The organism is Mycobacterium colombiense, from assembly GCF_003284975.1.
GTDB lineage: Bacteria > Actinomycetota > Actinomycetes > Mycobacteriales > Mycobacteriaceae > Mycobacterium > Mycobacterium europaeum_A.
In genome coordinates this window covers 1-16852 of record NZ_QMEU01000102.1, presented here as the reverse complement: position 1 = coordinate 16852, position 16852 = coordinate 1, and the positions used below count along the sequence as shown (strand labels likewise).

General features: G+C 68.2%; 22 protein-coding genes and 1 pseudogene. 7 read left to right on the top strand and 16 right to left on the bottom strand.

The genetic code is table 11. The annotated features are described in order from the left end of the window. The coding region (locus DQP58_RS21955; RefSeq protein WP_240630057.1) for an FGGY family carbohydrate kinase at positions 1-283 on the bottom strand (283 nt) is incomplete at its 3' end. 30 nt (positions 284-313) lie between these two features. On the opposite strand from DQP58_RS21955, the gene DQP58_RS21950 reads away from it, so the two are divergent. Continuing rightward, a complete protein-coding gene (locus DQP58_RS21950) occupies positions 314-1294 on the top strand; it encodes an NAD(P)-dependent oxidoreductase (RefSeq protein WP_112710301.1) in 981 nt (326 codons plus the stop codon). Continuing rightward, on the top strand, positions 1291-1944 hold the full coding sequence (locus tag DQP58_RS21945) for an L-fuculose-phosphate aldolase (RefSeq protein WP_112710300.1): 654 nt from the start codon (positions 1291-1293) through the stop codon (positions 1942-1944). The genes DQP58_RS21950 and DQP58_RS21945 overlap by 4 nt, the downstream gene beginning before the upstream one ends. A gap of 21 nt (positions 1945-1965) precedes the next feature. Here DQP58_RS21945 and DQP58_RS21940 read toward each other — a convergent pair whose 3' ends face one another. Both DQP58_RS21940 and DQP58_RS21935 read right to left on the bottom strand, forming a co-directional pair. After that, on the bottom strand, positions 1966-3192 hold the full coding sequence (locus tag DQP58_RS21940) for a cytochrome P450 (RefSeq protein ID WP_112710299.1): 1227 nt from the start codon (positions 3190-3192) through the stop codon (positions 1966-1968). Continuing rightward, complete coding sequence (locus DQP58_RS21935; protein WP_240630054.1) at positions 3189-3773, bottom strand: TetR/AcrR family transcriptional regulator; 585 nt, start codon at positions 3771-3773, stop codon at positions 3189-3191. Before DQP58_RS21935 ends, DQP58_RS21940 begins: the two co-directional genes overlap by 4 nt. A 76-nt stretch (positions 3774-3849) precedes the next feature. Here DQP58_RS21935 and DQP58_RS21930 point away from each other — a divergent pair, with 76 nt between their 5' ends. After that, on the top strand, positions 3850-4884 hold the full coding sequence (locus DQP58_RS21930; RefSeq protein WP_112710298.1) for an NAD(P)H-dependent amine dehydrogenase family protein: 1035 nt from the start codon (positions 3850-3852) through the stop codon (positions 4882-4884). Here the strand turns inward: DQP58_RS21930 and DQP58_RS21925 are convergent. Continuing rightward, positions 4881-6113, bottom strand: coding sequence for a zinc-dependent alcohol dehydrogenase (locus DQP58_RS21925; protein WP_112710297.1), 1233 nt, complete (start codon positions 6111-6113; stop codon positions 4881-4883). The genes DQP58_RS21930 and DQP58_RS21925 overlap by 4 nt on opposite strands. Positions 6114-6315: 202 nt before the next feature. On the opposite strand from DQP58_RS21925, the gene DQP58_RS21915 reads away from it, so the two are divergent. From DQP58_RS21915 to DQP58_RS21905, 3 genes are read left to right on the top strand one after another with little or no spacing between them, the layout of a single operon-like run. After that, complete coding sequence (locus DQP58_RS21915; protein WP_112710296.1) at positions 6316-7266, top strand: class I SAM-dependent methyltransferase; 951 nt, start codon at positions 6316-6318, stop codon at positions 7264-7266. 11 nt (positions 7267-7277) lie between these two features. Continuing rightward, a complete protein-coding gene (locus DQP58_RS21910; protein ID WP_112710295.1) occupies positions 7278-8189 on the top strand; it encodes a class I SAM-dependent methyltransferase in 912 nt (303 codons plus the stop codon). 9 nt (positions 8190-8198) lie between these two features. Beyond that, positions 8199-9113 (top strand): class I SAM-dependent methyltransferase, encoded by a 915-nt coding sequence (locus DQP58_RS21905; RefSeq protein WP_112710294.1) that lies wholly within the window; start codon positions 8199-8201, stop codon positions 9111-9113. 13 nt (positions 9114-9126) lie between these two features. Here the strand turns inward: DQP58_RS21905 and sppA are convergent, their stop codons facing one another. After that, entirely contained in the window at positions 9127-10902 is a 1776-nt protein-coding gene (gene sppA, locus DQP58_RS21900) for a signal peptide peptidase SppA (RefSeq protein WP_112710293.1), read from the bottom strand. A 38-nt stretch (positions 10903-10940) separates the two neighbouring features. Here sppA and DQP58_RS21895 point away from each other — a divergent pair, with 38 nt between their 5' ends. Next, entirely contained in the window at positions 10941-11867 is a 927-nt protein-coding gene (locus DQP58_RS21895; RefSeq protein WP_112710292.1) for an LLM class flavin-dependent oxidoreductase, read from the top strand. Here DQP58_RS21895 and rplO read toward each other — a convergent pair whose 3' ends face one another. The 11 genes and pseudogenes from rplO to DQP58_RS21840 all read right to left on the bottom strand — a co-directional run. Next, on the bottom strand, positions 11868-12311 hold the full coding sequence (gene rplO / locus DQP58_RS21890) for a 50S ribosomal protein L15 (RefSeq protein ID WP_066869416.1): 444 nt from the start codon (positions 12309-12311) through the stop codon (positions 11868-11870). Beyond that, entirely contained in the window at positions 12308-12526 is a 219-nt protein-coding gene (rpmD, locus tag DQP58_RS21885; RefSeq protein ID WP_112710291.1) for a 50S ribosomal protein L30, read from the bottom strand. The genes rplO and rpmD overlap by 4 nt, the downstream gene beginning before the upstream one ends. After that, complete coding sequence (rpsE, locus tag DQP58_RS21880; RefSeq protein WP_112710290.1) at positions 12523-13206, bottom strand: 30S ribosomal protein S5; 684 nt, start codon at positions 13204-13206, stop codon at positions 12523-12525. The genes rpmD and rpsE overlap by 4 nt, the downstream gene beginning before the upstream one ends. 38 nt (positions 13207-13244) lie before the next feature. After that, complete coding sequence (rplR, locus tag DQP58_RS21875) at positions 13245-13613, bottom strand: 50S ribosomal protein L18 (protein ID WP_112710302.1); 369 nt, start codon at positions 13611-13613, stop codon at positions 13245-13247. 41 nt (positions 13614-13654) lie between these two features. After that, the gene (rplF, locus tag DQP58_RS21870; protein WP_112710289.1) at positions 13655-14194 is read right to left on the bottom strand and encodes a 50S ribosomal protein L6; all 540 of its coding nucleotides are present in this window, start codon (positions 14192-14194) and stop codon (positions 13655-13657) included. A gap of 23 nt (positions 14195-14217) precedes the next feature. Continuing rightward, the gene (gene rpsH, locus DQP58_RS21865) at positions 14218-14616 is read right to left on the bottom strand and encodes a 30S ribosomal protein S8 (RefSeq protein ID WP_066869401.1); all 399 of its coding nucleotides are present in this window, start codon (positions 14614-14616) and stop codon (positions 14218-14220) included. A gap of 138 nt (positions 14617-14754) precedes the next feature. Beyond that, entirely contained in the window at positions 14755-14940 is a 186-nt protein-coding gene (locus tag DQP58_RS21860) for a type Z 30S ribosomal protein S14 (RefSeq protein ID WP_007167851.1), read from the bottom strand. Between the two features lie 4 nt (positions 14941-14944). Further along, a complete protein-coding gene (gene rplE, locus DQP58_RS21855; protein ID WP_112710288.1) occupies positions 14945-15517 on the bottom strand; it encodes a 50S ribosomal protein L5 in 573 nt (190 codons plus the stop codon). Between the two features lies 1 nt (position 15518). Further along, positions 15519-15836, bottom strand: coding sequence for a 50S ribosomal protein L24 (gene rplX / locus DQP58_RS21850; protein ID WP_067024865.1), 318 nt, complete (start codon positions 15834-15836; stop codon positions 15519-15521). Further along, the gene (gene rplN / locus DQP58_RS21845; RefSeq protein WP_003403649.1) at positions 15837-16205 is read right to left on the bottom strand and encodes a 50S ribosomal protein L14; all 369 of its coding nucleotides are present in this window, start codon (positions 16203-16205) and stop codon (positions 15837-15839) included. A gap of 230 nt (positions 16206-16435) precedes the next feature. Then, positions 16436-16852 (bottom strand): annotated as a pseudogene (locus tag DQP58_RS21840) (hypothetical protein); the annotation flags it as partial.

The following is a 16852-nucleotide window of genomic DNA, read 5'->3' as shown; positions in this document are numbered from 1 at the left end:
GCGTGATCGGTGTGCCGGTGTCGTCGACGGCGGTCATCGACGGCACCATCGCCGAGACGGCCACCGCCGCGATTCCGGGTTGCCCGACCAGTTCGTCCAGCGCCGCCGACGGCCCACGCCGCCACGCCGCCTCGGCGTCGTGCTCCAGGCGGTCGGGTTCGGGCACCCGCAGCTCGTGCGGGATGCGCACGCGCGCCGTCACGTTGCCGTCGGGGTCGGCGGCGATGGCCTTGACCGCGGTGCTGCCGACGTCGATGCCGATTGTGACGTCTTTGCGTGACACGGGCGTCACCGTACGCCAGCATTGGCACTCGTGACGTCCAAACCGCGCGCCTTGGTGACCGCCCCGCTGCGGGGGCCGGGCTTCGCCAAACTGCGGGAGCTGGCCGACGTCGTCTACGACCCCTGGATCGAGCAGACCCCGCTGCGCATCTACAGCGCCGAGCAGCTGGCCGATCGGATCACCGACGAGGGCGCCGAAATCGTGGTGGTGGAAAGCGATTCGGTGCGCGACCCGGTGTTCGAGACGGGCGTGCGAGTGATCGCGTCCACCCGCGGCGACCCCAACAACGTCGACATCGCCGGAGCCACCGCGGCCGGCATCCCGGTGCTGAACACGCCGGCCCGCAACGCCGATGCCGTCGCCGAGATGACGGTGGCCCTGCTGCTGGCCGCCACCCGGCACCTGCTGACCGCGGACGCGGATGTGCGCAGCGGCAACATCTTTCGCGACGGCAGCATCCCGTATCAACGCTTCCGCGCCGCCGAGATCGCCGGGCTCACCGCGGGGCTGGTGGGCCTCGGCGCTGTCGGCCGCGCGACGCGGTGGCGGCTGTCCGGGCTGGGCCTGCGCGTCATCGCCCACGACCCCTACAACCCCGACGCCCGGCACGGCCTCGACGAGTTGCTGGCCGAGGCGGACGTGGTCTCGATGCACGCCCCGGTCACCGACGCCACGGCCGGCATGATCGGCGCGCGGGAGTTCGCGGCCATGCGCGACGGCGTCGTCTTCCTCAACACCGCCCGGGCCCAGTTGCACGACACCGATGCGCTGGTGGACGCCCTGACCGCGGGCAAGGTGGGCGCCGCGGGGCTCGACCACTTCGCCGGCGAGTGGCTGCCGACCGATCACGCGCTGGTGGGTATGCCCAACGTGGTGCTGACCCCGCACATCGGGGGCGCCACCTTCGACACCGAGGCGCGGCAGGCGCAGATGGTGGCCGACGACCTGGAAGCGCTGTTGGCCGGCAACGCGCCCGCGCATATCGTCAACCCGGAGGTGCTAGGGCCATGAAGTTCGTCGACAACCCGGAAACCGCGGTGCTGGACGCCGCTAAGGACATGCTGCGCCGCGGGCTGGTCGAGGGGACTGCGGGCAACATCTCCGCGCGCCGCGCCGACGGCCACATCGTCATCACCCCGTCGTCGGTCGACTACCGCGACATGCAGCTCGACGACCTGGTGCTCGTCGACGCCGACGGCTCGGTGCTGCAGGCCGCCGAGGGCCGCGCGCCGTCGTCGGAGATGCAGCTGCACCTGGCGTGTTATCGGGCGTTCGACGACATCGGCAGCGTCATCCACAGCCATCCGGTGTGGGCCACCATGTTCGCCATCGCCCACGAATCGATCCCGGCCTGCATCGACGAGTTCGCGGTCTATTGCGGCGGCGACGTCCGGTGCACCGACTACGCCGCCTCCGGCACGCCCGACGTCGGCGCCAACGCCGTGAAGGCGCTCGAGGGCCGCGGAGCCGCGCTGATCGCCAACCATGGGCTGGTGGCGGTGGGACCGCGGCCCGACAAGGTGCTGCACATCACCGCGCTGGTCGAGCGGACCGCTCAAATCGTCTGGGGTGCAAGGGCTCTCGGCGGGCCCGTGCCCATCCCCGGGGACGTCAACCGCAACTTCGCGTCCGTGTATAGCTATCTGCGGGCGAACGCTTGACGCATGGTCGCCAGGCCGGCGCTAGCTGAAAATGACCGGGAGTGACTCGTACACGGTCATGTTGTTGGACAGGTCGGGCAGCGTCATCCTCGGTCGGCCGACGTCGATGTTGTTGGTAGTCAACAGGATTTCATCGAGTGCGGCCCGGACCTCCGCCCGCGCAAGCATCGCACCCAAGCAGTGGTGGGCGCCGCCGCCGCCGAAGGACTGGTGGGGGTTGGGATCACGGCGGATGTCGAACCGGTAAGGGTCCGCGAAGACGTCCTCGTCGCGGTTGGCCGAGCGCAGCATCGTCACCACCCGCGCACCCGCGGGGATCACCGCGTCACCGAGCATCACATCCCTGATCGCCCCGCGCACCCAGAACATGATGGGTGTGGAGTAGCGGATCACCTCCTCGACCGCGGTGCGCCGCGCTTCCGGGTCGGATCGGTACGCCGCGAGCTGATCCGGATTGCCGACGAAGGCTCGGATGCCGTCGCACAACGCATTTCGCGTCGTATCGGCGCCGGCCAAGCCGAGCACGAAGAAGAAGATCTCCAGCTCGTTGGATGGCAGCAGAAAACTTTCGCCAGATTCCGCGGTGATCTCGGTGGTGCACAGCGCGCTCCAGATGTCGTCCACGGGTTGCTCACGCTTGCGGGCGGTCAGCGCGCTCGCGTACTCGAACAGCTCCATGAACGGCAACAGATCATCGCCGCCGGGGACCGACATCTGTGCGCCGGCCGTCTTCAGCACCCGGTCGATCAAGCCAAACACATGGGGGCGGTCGGCGTCGGGGATCCCGACGATGTCACCGATCACCGAAATAGGCAGTCCCGCGGCCAGGTCGACAAACTCGCCGCCACCGGATTCGACGAGTGTCGCGGCCATGGCCTTGGCCCGCCGGCGAATCCCCTCTTCCAGTTTGGCCACCGCGCGCGGTGTGAACGCACGGGAGATGACTTTGCGGCGGATCGTGTGATCCGGCGGGTCCATGCTCACGATCGCCGGATAGGCGTCGAACAACGGTACGTCCTGGATCAGGGGCCCGCGGGTCGCCGTGAACGTTTCGTGATCGCGGTGCACGCGCGCGACATCCGCGTGCTTGGTGCACACCCAAAACTCGCGTCCCACAGCGGATTGCACGTCGGGAGTCAGCCGCTGGTGAAAGACCGGCGTGTGGGCGCGCAACTCGGCGAACAGATCGTCGGGAAACCGCGACGCCCATAGCGCGGGGGCGGCGAGATCGATAGTAGTGCCGGTCACGATCCGTCTCGATTCCGCTTGAGCTCCTCGCGCAGGCCGGCCAGGATGAGGCGCAGCCCGTAGGCGAAAGCCTCGTCATCGGAGCCGCGTGCCATTCTCCCGGTGCGCCGGGTGTGTTCGAGCTGAACCGAGCCCAGCAAATGGATGTACAGCGCTGCATGCGCGGCATCGAAATGCTTTTCCTCCAAGCCACTTTCGCGCAGGATGGCGCGCGCGGCGCGGTTCATCTCGGCGGCCGCGGCGGTGTGCGGATGCTGCTGGAGCAGGGCCGCGATCCCGGGAACGTCGACGAGCACGTGCCAGGCATTCAGGTGCAGCGCAACCAATCGCGCCTCCCAATCGCCCGCCTGCGGCACCTCGATCTGGGCGAGCACCGATTCGATGAGCAGATCGAGCAGTTCGCGCTTGTCGCGGACGTGGTAGTACACCGACGAGGCCGCCGTACCCGCTTCGGCCGCCAATTCCCGCATCGTCACCCGGCCGACGCCCACGCGTTTCGCCAGTTGCAGCAGGTGCTTGGTCAGGTGCGCCCGGTCCAGGGCCCCATAACGCAGCACCGGCACGTCGACCTCGGCCTTCACGCGTCCCCCACTTCGAACAACGTTCCATTTCGAACGCTGTTCAGATTAGAACAACGTTCGCCTAGGCTTGTCAACCATGGCGCGATACCGCGTGGTTCAGTGGTCGACCGGCAACATCGGCAGGCGGGCGCTGGGCATCCTGCTGGACCGCGACGACTTCGACCTGCAGGGCGTACACGCGCTGGACGCCGCGAAGGCGGGGCGCGACGCGGGGACCCTCGCGGGCGGGCCCCCGACCGGCGTCATCGCGACGAGCGATGTCGACGCGCTGCTCGAGCTGGCACCCGACTGCGTGAGCTACATGCCCCGCGTCATCGACTACGCGCTGGTGGAAACGATGTTGCGCCGCGGCATCAACGTGGTCACCACGGGCGACTTCCTGACCGGCACCCACCACCCGGCTGAACTGCCTGCGCTCGAGGAGGCCGCGCGCCGGGGCGGTGCGACCTTTCTCGGAACGGGCTTCGAACCCGGCTTCATCAACGTCGTCGCTGGCTTCCTCACCGGCGCCTGTCGGCAGGTTCGCGGCGTCAAGCTCGTCGAAACGCTCGACTGCACGACCTATCCCGTGCGGGACGTGTGGCAGGTACTCGGGTTCGGTAAGCCACCGCGGCAACCGCTGACGCCGATCGACCCCGCGGCTCAACGCTACGGCCTCGGTTACTTCGAGACCCTCGATATGGTCGCCACGATGCTAGGGACCGAACTCGATTCGACAGAGGCGTTCGTCGAGACCGCGGTGCTGACCCGGGACCTGGATCTGGGGTGGGTAAATTACGCCGCCGGCACCGTCGGCGGCCAGCGCCGCACCTATCGCGGCTACCGCCGCGGAAGCCCGCTGGTCGAGCTGGCCATCTGCTGGACCATGAGTGACGACGCGCTCGAGCCGAAATGGACCGACCCCGAGGGTTTCCGCGTGGTCATCGACGGCGAACCGCGCGTCGACGCGACGATCAGGTTCGGCGAGCCCGGGCAGGACGTGATGACCGTGCTGATGGACAGCACCGCCGTCGCGGCCGTCAACGCCATCCCGTTCCTGTGCCAGGCGCCGCCGGGGGTCATCACCCCAATCGATCTGCCGCTCATCGGTTCCCGCGTCGCGTTGGGCTAACGCTGGTCGAACGCCACCTTCACCGCGCCGCTCTCGCCCTGGTTGGCCAGCGCGTAGAAGGCGTCGCGCCAATCGTCCAGCCGGAACGTGTGGGTGAGCATGGGACGCAGGTCCACCAGCCCGGCGGCGGCGAGGTCGAGGTAGTGCGCAATGGCGTGCTTGCGCTGACCCTGCACCTCTTCGACGCCGAAGGCGTTCGAGCCGACGAGACGGATCTCCTTGAAGTACAGCGGGCTGTCCTCCCACCGCCCCGGAGCATGGACGCCGGCTTTCACCAACGTCCCGCGCGACCGCAGCACCCGCACCCCGACTTCGAACGTCTCGGGCTTGCCGACGGTGTCGTAGACGACGTCGACGGCGCCGGGGTGTGCCATCGGCAGGCCCTGCAACGGCCGGCGCAGTCGGCCACCGCCCCAGGCCGCGAGCTCCTCCACGAGGTCCGAACGCGGCTCGTGCGCAAGGACTTTCGCGGCGCCGAACCGGCGCGCCAGCTCGGCCTGCGCGGTGAAGCGGGCCACGACAGCCACGGCCACGTCGGGATACAGCGCCCGCAGGATCGCGACCGCACACAGCCCCAGCGACCCGGCCCCGTAGACCAGCGCGCACCCCGAGCGGGGCGGCGGGTGGCGGGTGATCGCGTGCAGCGACACCGAGAACGGGTCGGCGAACACCGCGCTCTCGTCGGGCATCGAGTCCGGGACGGCGAACAGCATGCTGTCATGGGCGGGCATCAATTCGGCGTAGCCGCCGGTGACGTCGGCCGAGACCCCGGTGTGGATGCCGGGCCTGATGTCGCCGTCGGTGAAGCTCCAGCACAGGCTGTAGTCGCCGGCTTCACATGCGGGACAGGGCGGTTGGATGCCGCGCGGCCCGCAGGACAGCCACGGGTTGAGCACCACCCGCTGCCCCACGCTCAGCCCCCGGGCCGCGGCGCCCAGGGCCACCACGTCGGCGACCACCTCGTGACCCATGACTTGTGGGAACGAACAGAACGCGGCCATGGCGTTGTCGGCGTCACCCTCGCCGAACTCCATCAGGATCTGTTTGGAATCCGATCCGCAGATGCCGGTCAGCCGGGGCCGCGTGATCACCCAATCCTCGTGTGGCAGTGCAGGATCCGGCATGTCGCGCAGGGCGGTCGGGGTGCGGCCCAGGTTCTGGGTCAGCGAGTTGGCGTCGGCGGGAACCTCGACGGGCTCCGGCGGCACGCCGTAGACGAGCGCCTTCATCGGGCCGCCATTCCCGCCGCCCCGGCGATGAACGCGTCCAGGTCGGAGCCACCCGTGCTGAGCACCCGGTTATCCGCCACTGCGGAGGGCGTCGCGTCCGCCATCAGTAAAGGTTGCCGCGAAATCCGGGAAGCGTACAGTGGGGGAAGCTTGTTATATCGGCTAAGTATTAGATTGACTACCTCCGATAGGGGCACACAATATGACCTCCACCAGGTACGAAGGCGACACCTGGGATCTGGCGTCCAGCGTCGGCGTGACCGCGACCATGGTCGCGGCGGCCCGCGCCATGGCCACCCGCGCCGACAACCCGCTGATCAACGACCCATTCGCCGAGCCGCTGGTGAAGCTGGTCGGCGTGGACCTGCTGTCCCGGCTGGCCAGCGGCGAGCTGGACCCTGCCGAGCTGAACGACGTGCACGACGGCGCCGCGGGATCCGCCGGGGCGATGTCACGGATGGCCGACAACATGGCCGTGCGCACCAAGTTCTTCGACGAGTTCTTCCTGGACGCGACGAACGCCGGCATCAAGCAGGCGGTGATCCTGGCCTCCGGGCTGGATGCCCGCCCGTACCGGTTGCCGTGGCCGGCCGGGACGGTGGTCTACGAGGTGGACCAGCCGCAGGTGATCGAATTCAAAACCCGCTCGCTGGCCGAGCTGGGCGCCGAGCCGACCGCCGAGCGGCGAGTGGTGGCCGTCGACCTGCGCGACGACTGGCCCACCGCGCTGCGCAACGCCGGATTCGACCCGGCCCAGCCGACCGCGTGGAGCGCCGAGGGCCTGCTCGGCTACCTGCCGCCCGAGGCGCAGGACCGCCTGCTGGACACCATCACCGAGCTCAGCGCGCCGGGCAGCCGGTTGGCCACCGAGAGTGCGCCCAACCCCGAGCCCGGCCACGAGGAGAAGATGAAGGAGCGCATGCAGACGATCTCCGAGCGCTGGCGTGCGCACGGTTTCGAGCTGGACATGGCGGGACTGGTCTACTTCGGCGACCGCAACGAGGCGGCTGCATACCTAACCGACCGCGGCTGGCGGCTGAACAGCGCCAGCATCGCAGAACTGTTTGCCGCCAACGGACTCGACCCGCTCACCGACGACGACACGCGGATGGGCGAAATGCTGTACACCAGCGGCACCCTCGGCGAGAAGTAGGAGGCAGGCCGATGACCACCGAGGCGGGAAGAACCGACGGCGACAGCTGGGACCTGGCGTCCAGCGTGGGAGCGACGGCGACGATGGTCGCCGCATCCCGCGCCGTGGCTTCGCAGGGGCCCAACCCACTGCTCGACGATAAATTCGCCGATCCGCTGGTCCGCGCCGTCGGGTTGGACCCTTTCGTCCGCATCATCGACGGTGATGCTGACTTCGCCGACGACCCGCTGATGAACCGCAAGACCAGGGCCGAGCAGATGACCGTCCGGACACGGTTTTTCGACGATTTCTTCATCGATGCCACCGAAGCCGGTGTGCGCCAAGCGGTGATCCTGGCTTCCGGCCTGGACACCAGGGCCTACCGCTTGCCGTGGCCCGCGGGCACCGTGGTCTACGAGATCGACCAGCCGCAGGTCATCGCGTTCAAGACCAACACGCTGACGGGCCTCGGCGCGGCCCCCACCGCCGAGCGGCGGACCGTGCCCATCGACCTGCGCGAGGACTGGCCGGCGGCCTTGCGACAGAGCGGGTTTGACGTCTCACAGCCGACCGCGTGGAGCGCCGAAGGGCTGCTGCCCTATCTGCCACCCGAGGCGCAGGACCGGCTGTTCGATCACATCACCGAGCTCAGCGCGCCGGGCAGCCGGTTGGCCACCGAACACGTGCCGGACCCCAACTCCCTCACCGACGAACGCGTGCAGCGCATCACCGAGCGGTGGCGCAGTGCCGGGTTCGATCTTGACGCCGGTGAGCTGTTCTACCGGGGTGAGCGCAGCGTCGTCGTCGACTACCTGACCGAGCACGGCTGGGATGTGTCGGCCCATGCAGTCAGGGAACTATACGCCCACAACGGGTTTGAGTTTCCCGAAGAAGTGGCGGCGGCCTTCGGCGAGCTGAGCTACGTCGCCGCCACCCTCAAGTAGGCTGCTTGCATGTCACGCTCTCACGACGATGAGTGGGATCTGGCCTCCAGCGTTGGCGCGACCGCGACCATGGTCGCGGCCGGGCGCGCCATGGCGTCCAAGGATCCCCGCGGTCTGATCAACGATCCGTTCGCCGAGCCGCTGGTGCGCGCGGTCGGGGTGGATTTCTTCACCAAGATGATGGACGGCGACCTCGATCTGGATGCGATCGAGAACGCCACGCCGGTGCGCATCCAGTCGATGGTCGACGGAATGGCCGTGCGCACCAAGTACTTTGACGACTACTTTGTGCGCGCCACCGGCGGCGGGGTGCGTCAGGTGGTGATCCTGGCCTCCGGGCTGGACTCGCGCGCCTACCGATTGCCCTGGCCGGCGGGCACGGTGGTCTACGAGATCGACCAGCCGCGGGTGATCGAATTCAAGAGCCGCACCCTGGCCGACGTCGGCGCCGAGCCGACCGCGCCGCGGCGCACCGTTCCCATCGATCTGCGCGCGGACTGGCCCGCCGCGCTCAAGGCGGCGGGATTCGACACCACGGTGCCGACGGCCTGGCTGGCCGAGGGCCTGCTGATCTATCTGCCGCCCGACGCCCAGGACCGGCTGTTCGACAACATCACCGCGCTCAGCGCGCGGGAGAGCACCATCGCCACCGAATTCGTGCCCGGCATCGTGGATTTCGACGCGGAACGGGTTCGGGAGATGTCCGGTTCGTTCCGGGAGCACGGCGTCGACATCGACATGGCGTCGCTGGTCTACGCCGGTGAACGCAACCACGTCATCGACTATCTGTCCAGCATCGGATGGAAGGCCGAGGGCGTCACCCGCACGGAACTCTTCAACCGCAACGGCATCGAGGCGCCCGCGCCGGAGAACGACGACCCGCTCGGCGAGATCATCTTCATCAGCGCCGAACTGACCGGCTAGACCGGCTGGATCGCTAGAGCCGCCAGGGCCCCAGCCACAGCGCGCTGGCGCCGTTGTAGGACCGTTCGACGTTGTCCAGGACGGCGCCAATGGTGCGGCCCAACAGCGCGCCCAGCGCGTCGGGCAGCGACGCGGCCGCCGGCTGCGAGGAGGCCCGCGGCCGCAGCATGTCCAGCAGCGAACCGCCCGGGAGGGTGACCAGGCGCACGTCGGCGTCTTCGTCCAGTCCGGCAAGGATTTTCGCCCGGCGCAGCGCGGTACGGAAGCCACCCAGTTCGTCGACCAGCCCCCGCTCGCGGGCGTCGGCACCGGTCCACACCCGGCCCCGGGCCACGCGATCGACGGCGTCGGTGGTCAGGTTGCGGCCGTCGGCGACCCGCTTTAGGAAGTCGGCGTACACCAGGTCCGCCTCGGCCTCCCGGTGGGCGCGCTGCTCGGGGGTGAACGGCGTCTCGATCGACCAGGCATCGGCATTGGCGTTGGTACGCACGGTGTCCAGCCCGACGCCGAGGCGCTGCAGCAGATCGCGAATCACCAGCTTGCCGGTGATCACGCCGATCGAACCGGTGACGGTCGCGGGGCTCGCGACGATCGCGTCGGCGGCCGCGGCGATGTAGTAGCCGCCGGACGCGGCGACCGCACCCATGGACGCCACCACCGGCTTGCCGCGCTTGCGCGCCCTTTTCACTTCTCGCCACAGTGTTTCCGATGCTGTGACCGACCCGCCGGGGCTGTTGACCCGCAGCACGATAGCGGACACCGAATCGTCGGCGGCGGCATGCCGCAGCGCCGGGGCGATGGTGTCGCTGCCCACGGTGGACGCGCCGAACGGCAGGAACTGCGGCCCCCCACGTCCGTCGACGATCGTGCCGTCCACGTTGATCACGGCCACCGCCGGTTTGGCGCGCCGTCCGGGAACCGGGGGCACCGGCGGGGCCAGCCGCGACCGCGCCGCGCCGGCGTAGCGCGACACGTACAACCGCGGTGGCGTGTTCTCCTCCGAAACACCTTTTACGCCAACCAGTTCCGCGATGCGGTCATAGGCTTCGTCCCGGAAGCCGATCCGGTCGACCAGGCCGGAGGACACGGCCTCGTCGCGCAACAGCGGGGCGCGGTCGGCCAGCACGTCCAGGGCGCCGGCATCCAGGTTGCGTGATTTCCCGACCGCTTCCCACACCTGCTCCTGCAGGCTTTCCAGCATCCGGGTGACGGCCTCGCGGTGGGCCTCGGTGAAGCCGTGCTCGGTGAAACGGTTTGCCGCCGACTTGTATTCGCCGCGGGCGACGAATTGGGCCTCGATGCCGGCCTTGTCCAACGCGTCGCGCAGGAAGGTGGCATTGCTGGCGAAACCGATCAGCCCGACGCTGCCGGCGGGCTGCATCCAGACCTCACCGAACGCCGAAGCCAGGTAGTACGACAGCGTGCCCGGGTAGGTCTCGGCCCAGGCCAGCGACGGCTTGGCGGCGGTGAAAGCGACGATGGCCTCGCGCAGTTCCTGCACCGCCGCCGCCGGCGACGCCGTCAGTTGCACACGGGCGATCAGCCCGGCGACCCGCGGATCCTCGGCCGCCCGGTAGATGGCGGCCACCACGTCGCGCAGCGCGACCTGCCGGCTGCCCCCACTGACGAGGGCCAGCGGGTCGAAGCCCGAGGTCTCCGGCGGCATCGAGCGCAGGTCCAATTCGAGCACACAGCCGTTGGGCACGCCGTGATGACGGGCGGTATCGACCCGGTCGGCCAGCGCCCGAACGTCGTCGACTCCGGGGATCGAAGGCAGGAAAGCGAACATTTCTGCAGACTACCGATGCACGGCCGTACGGTGGTCGGGTGAGGTTTTCCATCGCGATCCCGCAGTTCGACTACGACGGCTTCGACGCAGCGGGGCTGCGCGCCTTCCTCGCGCGCGCCGAGGAGCTCGAATTCGAGGGCGGCTGGCTGCTCGAACAGACCATCGGGCCCGCACCGCTGCTGGCGCCGCTGGAGCTGCTGGCCTATTGCGCGGCCTGCACCGAGCGGCTGCGCTTGGGTGTCGCCGTCCTGGTGACGTCGCTGCACGATCCGCTGCAGTTGGCCTCGGCCGCCACCGCGGTCGATCGACTCAGCCACGGCCGCTTGGACATTGGTGTCGCACCCGGGGGTGGTCGGCGCAAATTCGCCGCCTTCGGCGTGGACAAGGACACCTTCGTCTCGTATTTCACCGAGGGCCTGGAGCTGATGAAGGCGGCCTGGTCCGACGAGCCCAGGGTGACGTTTCACGGCCGGTTCCGCGACGTCGACGACCTGCCGATATCGCCCAAGCCGGTGCAGCGCCCGCACCCGCCGATCTGGTTCGGGGGCCTGGCGCCCAAGGCCCTGGCCCGGGCGGTGCGACACGGCGACTCATTTTTGGGCGCCGGTTCGTCGACCACCGAAGCGTTCGCCGGCGCCGTGACCGTGGTGCGCCGCGAACTCGAGGAGCAACACAAGGACCCCGCGACCTTCACCATCGGCAAGCGGGTCTATTTGATGGTCGACGACGACGCCGCCAAAGCCCGTGAACGCGTGCTGGACGGCCTGGACCGCATCTATGGCCGGATGCCCGGCGTGCAGGACGTGCCGGTCTCCGGCACACCCGACGACGTGGTGCGCGGGCTGCGCGAGGTCATCGACGCCGGGGCCCAGATGGTGCTGTTGAATCCCGTCGGTATCGACGCCGCGCAGAACCACGAACAGATGGAACGCCTTGCTGCAGAAGTGATTCCGCAGCTGAGCTAGCTAGGACAGCTCGGTGGCCGAACCGCCCGCGGCGGTGATCTTCTCGCGTGCGCTGCCGCTGAACTTGTGTGCGGACACCTCGACCTTGACCGTCAGCTTGCCGTCGCCGAGGACCTTGACCAGCGAGTTGCGGCGAACCGCGCCCTTGGCCACCAGCTCGTCCACGCCGATCGAACCACCCTGCGGGAAAAGCCGATTGAGGTCGCCGACGTTGACGATCTCGTACTCGGTGCGGAACCGGTTGCGGAACCCCTTGAGCTTGGGCAGCCGCATGTGGATCGGCATCTGGCCGCCCTCGAAGGTGGCCGGCACGTTCTTGCGTGCCTTGGTGCCCTTGGTACCGCGACCGGCGGTCTTGCCCTTGGAGCCCTCACCGCGACCGACCCGGGTGCGCGCGGTCTTCGACCCCCGCGCCGGCTTGAGATCGTGCAGCTTGATCGTCATTTCTTGCTACCTCCGGTACCCGCGGTCGACGCCTCGGCCGGCGCCACCTCGACGAGGTGGCTGACCACCGCGATCAGTCCGCGGGTCTGCGCGTTGTCCTCGCGGATCACCGAGTGGCGGATCCGCCGCAGGCCCAGGGTGCGCAGGGACTCACGCTGCTTCCAGCGGGCCCCGATGGTGCTGCGCACCTGGGTGATCTTCAGTTGACTGCTCATCGTTGTGCCCCCGAAGTCTGGGCCTCGCGAGCCGCCGCGCTGGCGATCGCGTCACTTTCCCGGCGGGCCTTGAGCATTCCGGCAGGCGCAACGTCCTCGATGGGCAGGCCGCGGCGAGCGGCCACCTCCTCGGGGCGCTGCAGCAGCTTGAGCGCGGTGACGGTCGCGTGGACCACGTTGATCGCGTTGTCGCTGCCCAGTGACTTGGCCAGGATGTCGTGCACGCCGGCGCATTCCAGCACCGCACGCGCGGCGCCACCGGCGATCACACCGGTACCGGGGCTGGCCGGGCGCAGCAGCACCACGCCGGCGGCCGCCTCACCCTGAACCGGGTGGGTGATGGTCCCGCGAATCAGCGGCACCCGGAAGAAGCCCTTGCGGGCTTCCTCGACGCCCTTGGCGATGGCCGCGGGAACTTCCTTGGCCTTGCCGTAGCCGACACCGACCATGCCGTTGCCGTCGCCGACGATCACCAGCGCGGTGAAGCTGAATCGCCGTCCACCCTTGACCACCTTGGAAACGCGGTTGATCGCGACAACCCGCTCCAGGTAGTTGCTCTTGTCGCCGTCGCGGTCGCGGCCACGGCCGCCACCGTCGCGGCGACCCCGGTCACGGTTGTCACCACGCGAGTCGCGGTTGTCGCCGCGGGCCTCGGGGCCGCCGGCTGACTGTTCCGCCATTATGCGGTCCTTCCGGTCTTGTTCAGGCTCTTAATCATCTAGAAACTCAATCCGTTCTCGCGTGCGGCATCGGCCAGCGCCGCGATCCGTCCGCCGTAGGTGTATCCGCCACGGTCGAAGACCACGCTGTCGATGCCGGCGGCCTTGGCGCGCTCGGCGATCAGCTGGCCCACCCGCACGCTGCGGGCTTTCTTGTCTCCCTGCAGGCTGCGCACGTCGTCCTCGATCGACGACGCGGCGGCCACCGTGGTCCCGTTCTCGTCGTTGACCAGTTGCACGTGAATGTGTCGCGCGGACCGGTTGATCACCAGCCGCGGACGCTGGCCGGTGCCGGCGATCTTCTTGCGCAGTCGTGCGTGCCTACGCAGCCGAGAGACGCGCCGAGTCGCGGATACGCTCTGCCCCACCGGCTTTCGCGCGGCGGTGCCAGCTTGTGTTTGCGCCATGATTACTTACCTGTCTTTCCGACCTTGCGGCGGATCTGCTCACCCTCGTAGCGCACGCCCTTGCCCTTGTACGGGTCGGGGCGGCGCAGGCGGCGGATGTTCGCCGAGATCTGCCCGACCTTTTGCTTGTCGATCCCGGTGATGGTGAATTTCGTCGGCGACTGGACGGCGAACGTGATGCCGTCCGGAGCCTCGATCACCACGGGGTGGCTGTAACCCAGGGCGAACTCGAGGTTGGCGCCCTTGAGCTGCACCCGGTAACCGACGCCGAAGATCTCCATCTTGGTGGTGTATCCCTGCGTCACGCCGGTGACCAGGTTGGACACCAGGGTCCGCGACAGCCCGTGCAACGAGCGGTTGCGCCGCTCGTCGTTGGGACGGGTGACCACGATCGCGCCGTCGTCGTTGCGCGACACGGTGATCGGCTCGGCCACCGTCAGATCCAGGACGCCCTTGGGCCCCTTCACCGACACCTTCTGGCCATCGATCGTCACGTCGACTCCGGACGGGACCGGAACCGGCTGCTTACCAATGCGAGACATAGTCTTTCGTTACCTCCCCGCCCTTACCAGACGTACGCGAGGACTTCGCCGCCCACGCCCTGTCGGGCTGCCTGGCGGTCGGTCAGCAGGCCCGAGGAGGTGGAGATGATCGCCACACCCAGGCCACCGAGCACGCGCGGCAGATTGGTGGATTTCGCATACACTCGCAAACCGGGCTTGGACACGCGGCGCAGGCCGGCGATGCTTCGCTCCCGGCTCGGCCCGTACTTGAGCTGAACGATCAGCGACTTGCCGACCCGAGCATCCTCGGTCCGGAAATCGCTGATGTAGCCCTCGCTCTTGAGGATCTGGGCGATGTTTGCCTTCAGCTTCGAGTGCGGCAACGTCACCTCGTCGTGATACGCCGAATTGGCGTTGCGCAGACGTGTCAAGAAGTCTGCGATCGGGTCCGTCATCGTCATCGAGCGCCACTCCTCTTCATCGCTGCGCTCTGCATCGTCGTTGTCGCAGTCATGACAGTGTCTGTCACCTTCCTCGCGGTGGTTCCCGGTCCGGGCCTGTCGCGCACTTTTCTGGGTTGGTCTTACGGGTTGGGGCTGTTACCAGCTGCTCTTCTGCACGCCGGGCAGTTCGCCCGCGTGCGCCATCTCGCGCAGGCAGATCCGGCACAGGCCGAATTTGCGGAAGACCGCGCGCGGGCGGCCGCACCTGTTGCAACGGGTGTAGCCGCGCACCGCGAACTTCGGCTTGCGCGCGGCCTTGTTTACCAGTGCCTTCTTTGCCATCTACTCAGTTCTCCTTGAACGGAAAGCCGAGGGCCCGCAACAGCGCTCGTCCTTCGTCGTCGGTCGTCGCCGAGGTGACGACGTTGATGTCCATGCCGCGGACCCGGTCGATCTTGTCCACGTCGATCTCGTGGAACACCGACTGTTCGGCGAGCCCGAAGGTGTAGTTGCCGACACCGTCGAACTGCTTGGGCGACAGCCCACGGAAGTCGCGGATACGGGGCAGCGCGATCGAGGTGAGGCGGTCCAGGAACTCCCACATCCGGTCCCCGCGCAGGGTGACCCGCGCGCCGATGGGCATGCCCTCACGCAGCTTGAACTGTGCGATGGACTTGCGCGCCCGACGGATCTCGGGGCGCTGCCCGGTGATCAGGCTCAGGTCGCTGACCGCACCGTTGATCAGCTTCGCGTCGCGCGCCGCGTCACCGACACCCATGTTGACGACGACCTTGGTCACCGTCGGGACCTGCATGACGTTGGCGTAGCCGAACTGCTGCTGCAGCGAATCGCGAATCTCGCTGCGGTAGCGCTCTTTCAGGCGCGGCTGAGCTTTCTCTTTAGCCTCTGCTGTGGTCATCCTAGATGTCCTTGCCGTTGCGCTTGGAGATACGAACCCGCTTGCCGGTCTCCTCGTCAACCCGGTAGCCGACGCGGGTGGGCTTACCGTCCGAGTCGACCACCATCACGTTGGAGACGTGGATCGGCGCTTCCTGGGTGACGATCCCACCCGACTGCGCGCCCCGCTGGTTGGTGGACACCGCGGTGTGCTTCTTGATCGCGTTGACGCCCTCGACCAGGACGCGATCGCGGTCCGGGTAGACCTTGAGCACCTTGCCTTTGGCGCCCTTGTCCTTACCGGCGATCACCAGGACGGTGTCGTCCTTCTTGACCTTCATTTACAAAACCTCCGGGGCCAGCGAGATGATCTTCATGAACCGCTTCTCGCGCAGTTCGCGGCCCACCGGCCCGAAGATGCGCGTCCCGCGCGGGTCGTTGTCGGGCTTGATGATCACCGCGGCGTTCTCGTCGAACTTGATGTAGCTGCCGTCGGGACGGCGGCGCTCCTTGACCGTGCGCACCACGACGGCCTTGACGACATCCCCACGCTTGACGTTGCCGCCGGGAATGGCGTCCTTGACGGTGGCGACGATGACATCACCGATGCCGGCGTAGCGCCGCGACGAGCCGCCGAGCACACGGATGCACAAGATCTCCTTGGCGCCGGTGTTGTCGGCGACCTTCAGTCGCGATTCCTGCTGAATCACTCGATCTCCTGACCTGGGTTGCGTGTGCACGGCAGGAGAACCCACCTGAGTGAGCATTCGGCGGGCATGGCCCACCAAAAACCTGACGTGCGCGGTCTTTGTCACCGAAGGGCACGCGGGGCCGATTCGCACCGGCCGAGGTCTGCCCAAGGCAACCCCTAGAGTCTAGGGGAAGACCAGCTCAGAGCCAAATTCTGCGCGAAGGCGATCGAGATGGGTCGATTCTGCACCTAAAAGGGTGGGGGATCCTCGTCGAACGCGTGGGTGGTGGGCCAGGTGTTGCTAGCCGGCGGGGCCGTTCGAGCCAGGCGCGCGTCGCGGTTGTGGCGGCGTTCGGTGGCCACGCGCGCGGCGCGGTTCTGGGCGCGGGTGCGGTGGCGTTTGGGCATCATCGCCGTGCGATCACCGCAGTAATCGGGCGCCACGTCGGCCTCGGCGGCGGGGATCGCGCCGACGTCCCGGCACAAACTCGGGAACAGCAGTGCGCTGCCCGGCGTGGTGACATAGCTGCGCCCGGCCGGCGAGGTCAGGATCAGCGTGGCGTCGGGCAGCTGCTTTTCCTGCCAGCCCCAGAAGGTTTTCACCAAATGATGGGCGCGGCAATAACATTTGAGGTTCGACGCGTGCGTCGGCCCGCCGTCGGCGTA

Bases quoted from the DNA above. Each gene is read 5' to 3' on its own strand.
- DQP58_RS21860 (WP_007167851.1), bottom strand. From the start codon at position 14,940: ATGGCAAAGAAGGCACTGGTAAACAAGGCCGCGCGCAAGCCGAAGTTC.
- rplO (WP_066869416.1), bottom strand. From the start codon at position 12,311: ATGACGATCAAGCTGCACGATCTCAAGCCGGCGCGGGGGTCGAAGACC.
- rplE (WP_112710288.1), bottom strand. From the start codon at position 15,517: ATGACCACAGCAGAGGCTAAAGAGAAAGCTCAGCCGCGCCTGAAAGAG.
- DQP58_RS21910 (WP_112710295.1), top strand. From the start codon at position 7,278: ATGACCACCGAGGCGGGAAGAACCGACGGCGACAGCTGGGACCTGGCG.
- rplF (WP_112710289.1), bottom strand. From the start codon at position 14,194: ATGTCTCGCATTGGTAAGCAGCCGGTTCCGGTCCCGTCCGGAGTCGAC.
- sppA (WP_112710293.1), bottom strand. From the start codon at position 10,902: ATGTTCGCTTTCCTGCCTTCGATCCCCGGAGTCGACGACGTTCGGGCG.
- DQP58_RS21905 (WP_112710294.1), top strand. From the start codon at position 8,199: ATGTCACGCTCTCACGACGATGAGTGGGATCTGGCCTCCAGCGTTGGC.
- rpmD (WP_112710291.1), bottom strand. From the start codon at position 12,526: ATGAGCAGTCAACTGAAGATCACCCAGGTGCGCAGCACCATCGGGGCC.
- DQP58_RS21915 (WP_112710296.1), top strand. From the start codon at position 6,316: ATGACCTCCACCAGGTACGAAGGCGACACCTGGGATCTGGCGTCCAGC.
- DQP58_RS21930 (WP_112710298.1), top strand. From the start codon at position 3,850: ATGGCGCGATACCGCGTGGTTCAGTGGTCGACCGGCAACATCGGCAGG.
- DQP58_RS21945 (WP_112710300.1), top strand. From the start codon at position 1,291: ATGAAGTTCGTCGACAACCCGGAAACCGCGGTGCTGGACGCCGCTAAG.
- rpsH (WP_066869401.1), bottom strand. From the start codon at position 14,616: ATGACGATGACGGACCCGATCGCAGACTTCTTGACACGTCTGCGCAAC.
- DQP58_RS21925 (WP_112710297.1), bottom strand. From the start codon at position 6,113: ATGAAGGCGCTCGTCTACGGCGTGCCGCCGGAGCCCGTCGAGGTTCCC.
- rpsE (WP_112710290.1), bottom strand. From the start codon at position 13,206: ATGGCGGAACAGTCAGCCGGCGGCCCCGAGGCCCGCGGCGACAACCGC.
- rplX (WP_067024865.1), bottom strand. From the start codon at position 15,836: ATGAAGGTCAAGAAGGACGACACCGTCCTGGTGATCGCCGGTAAGGAC.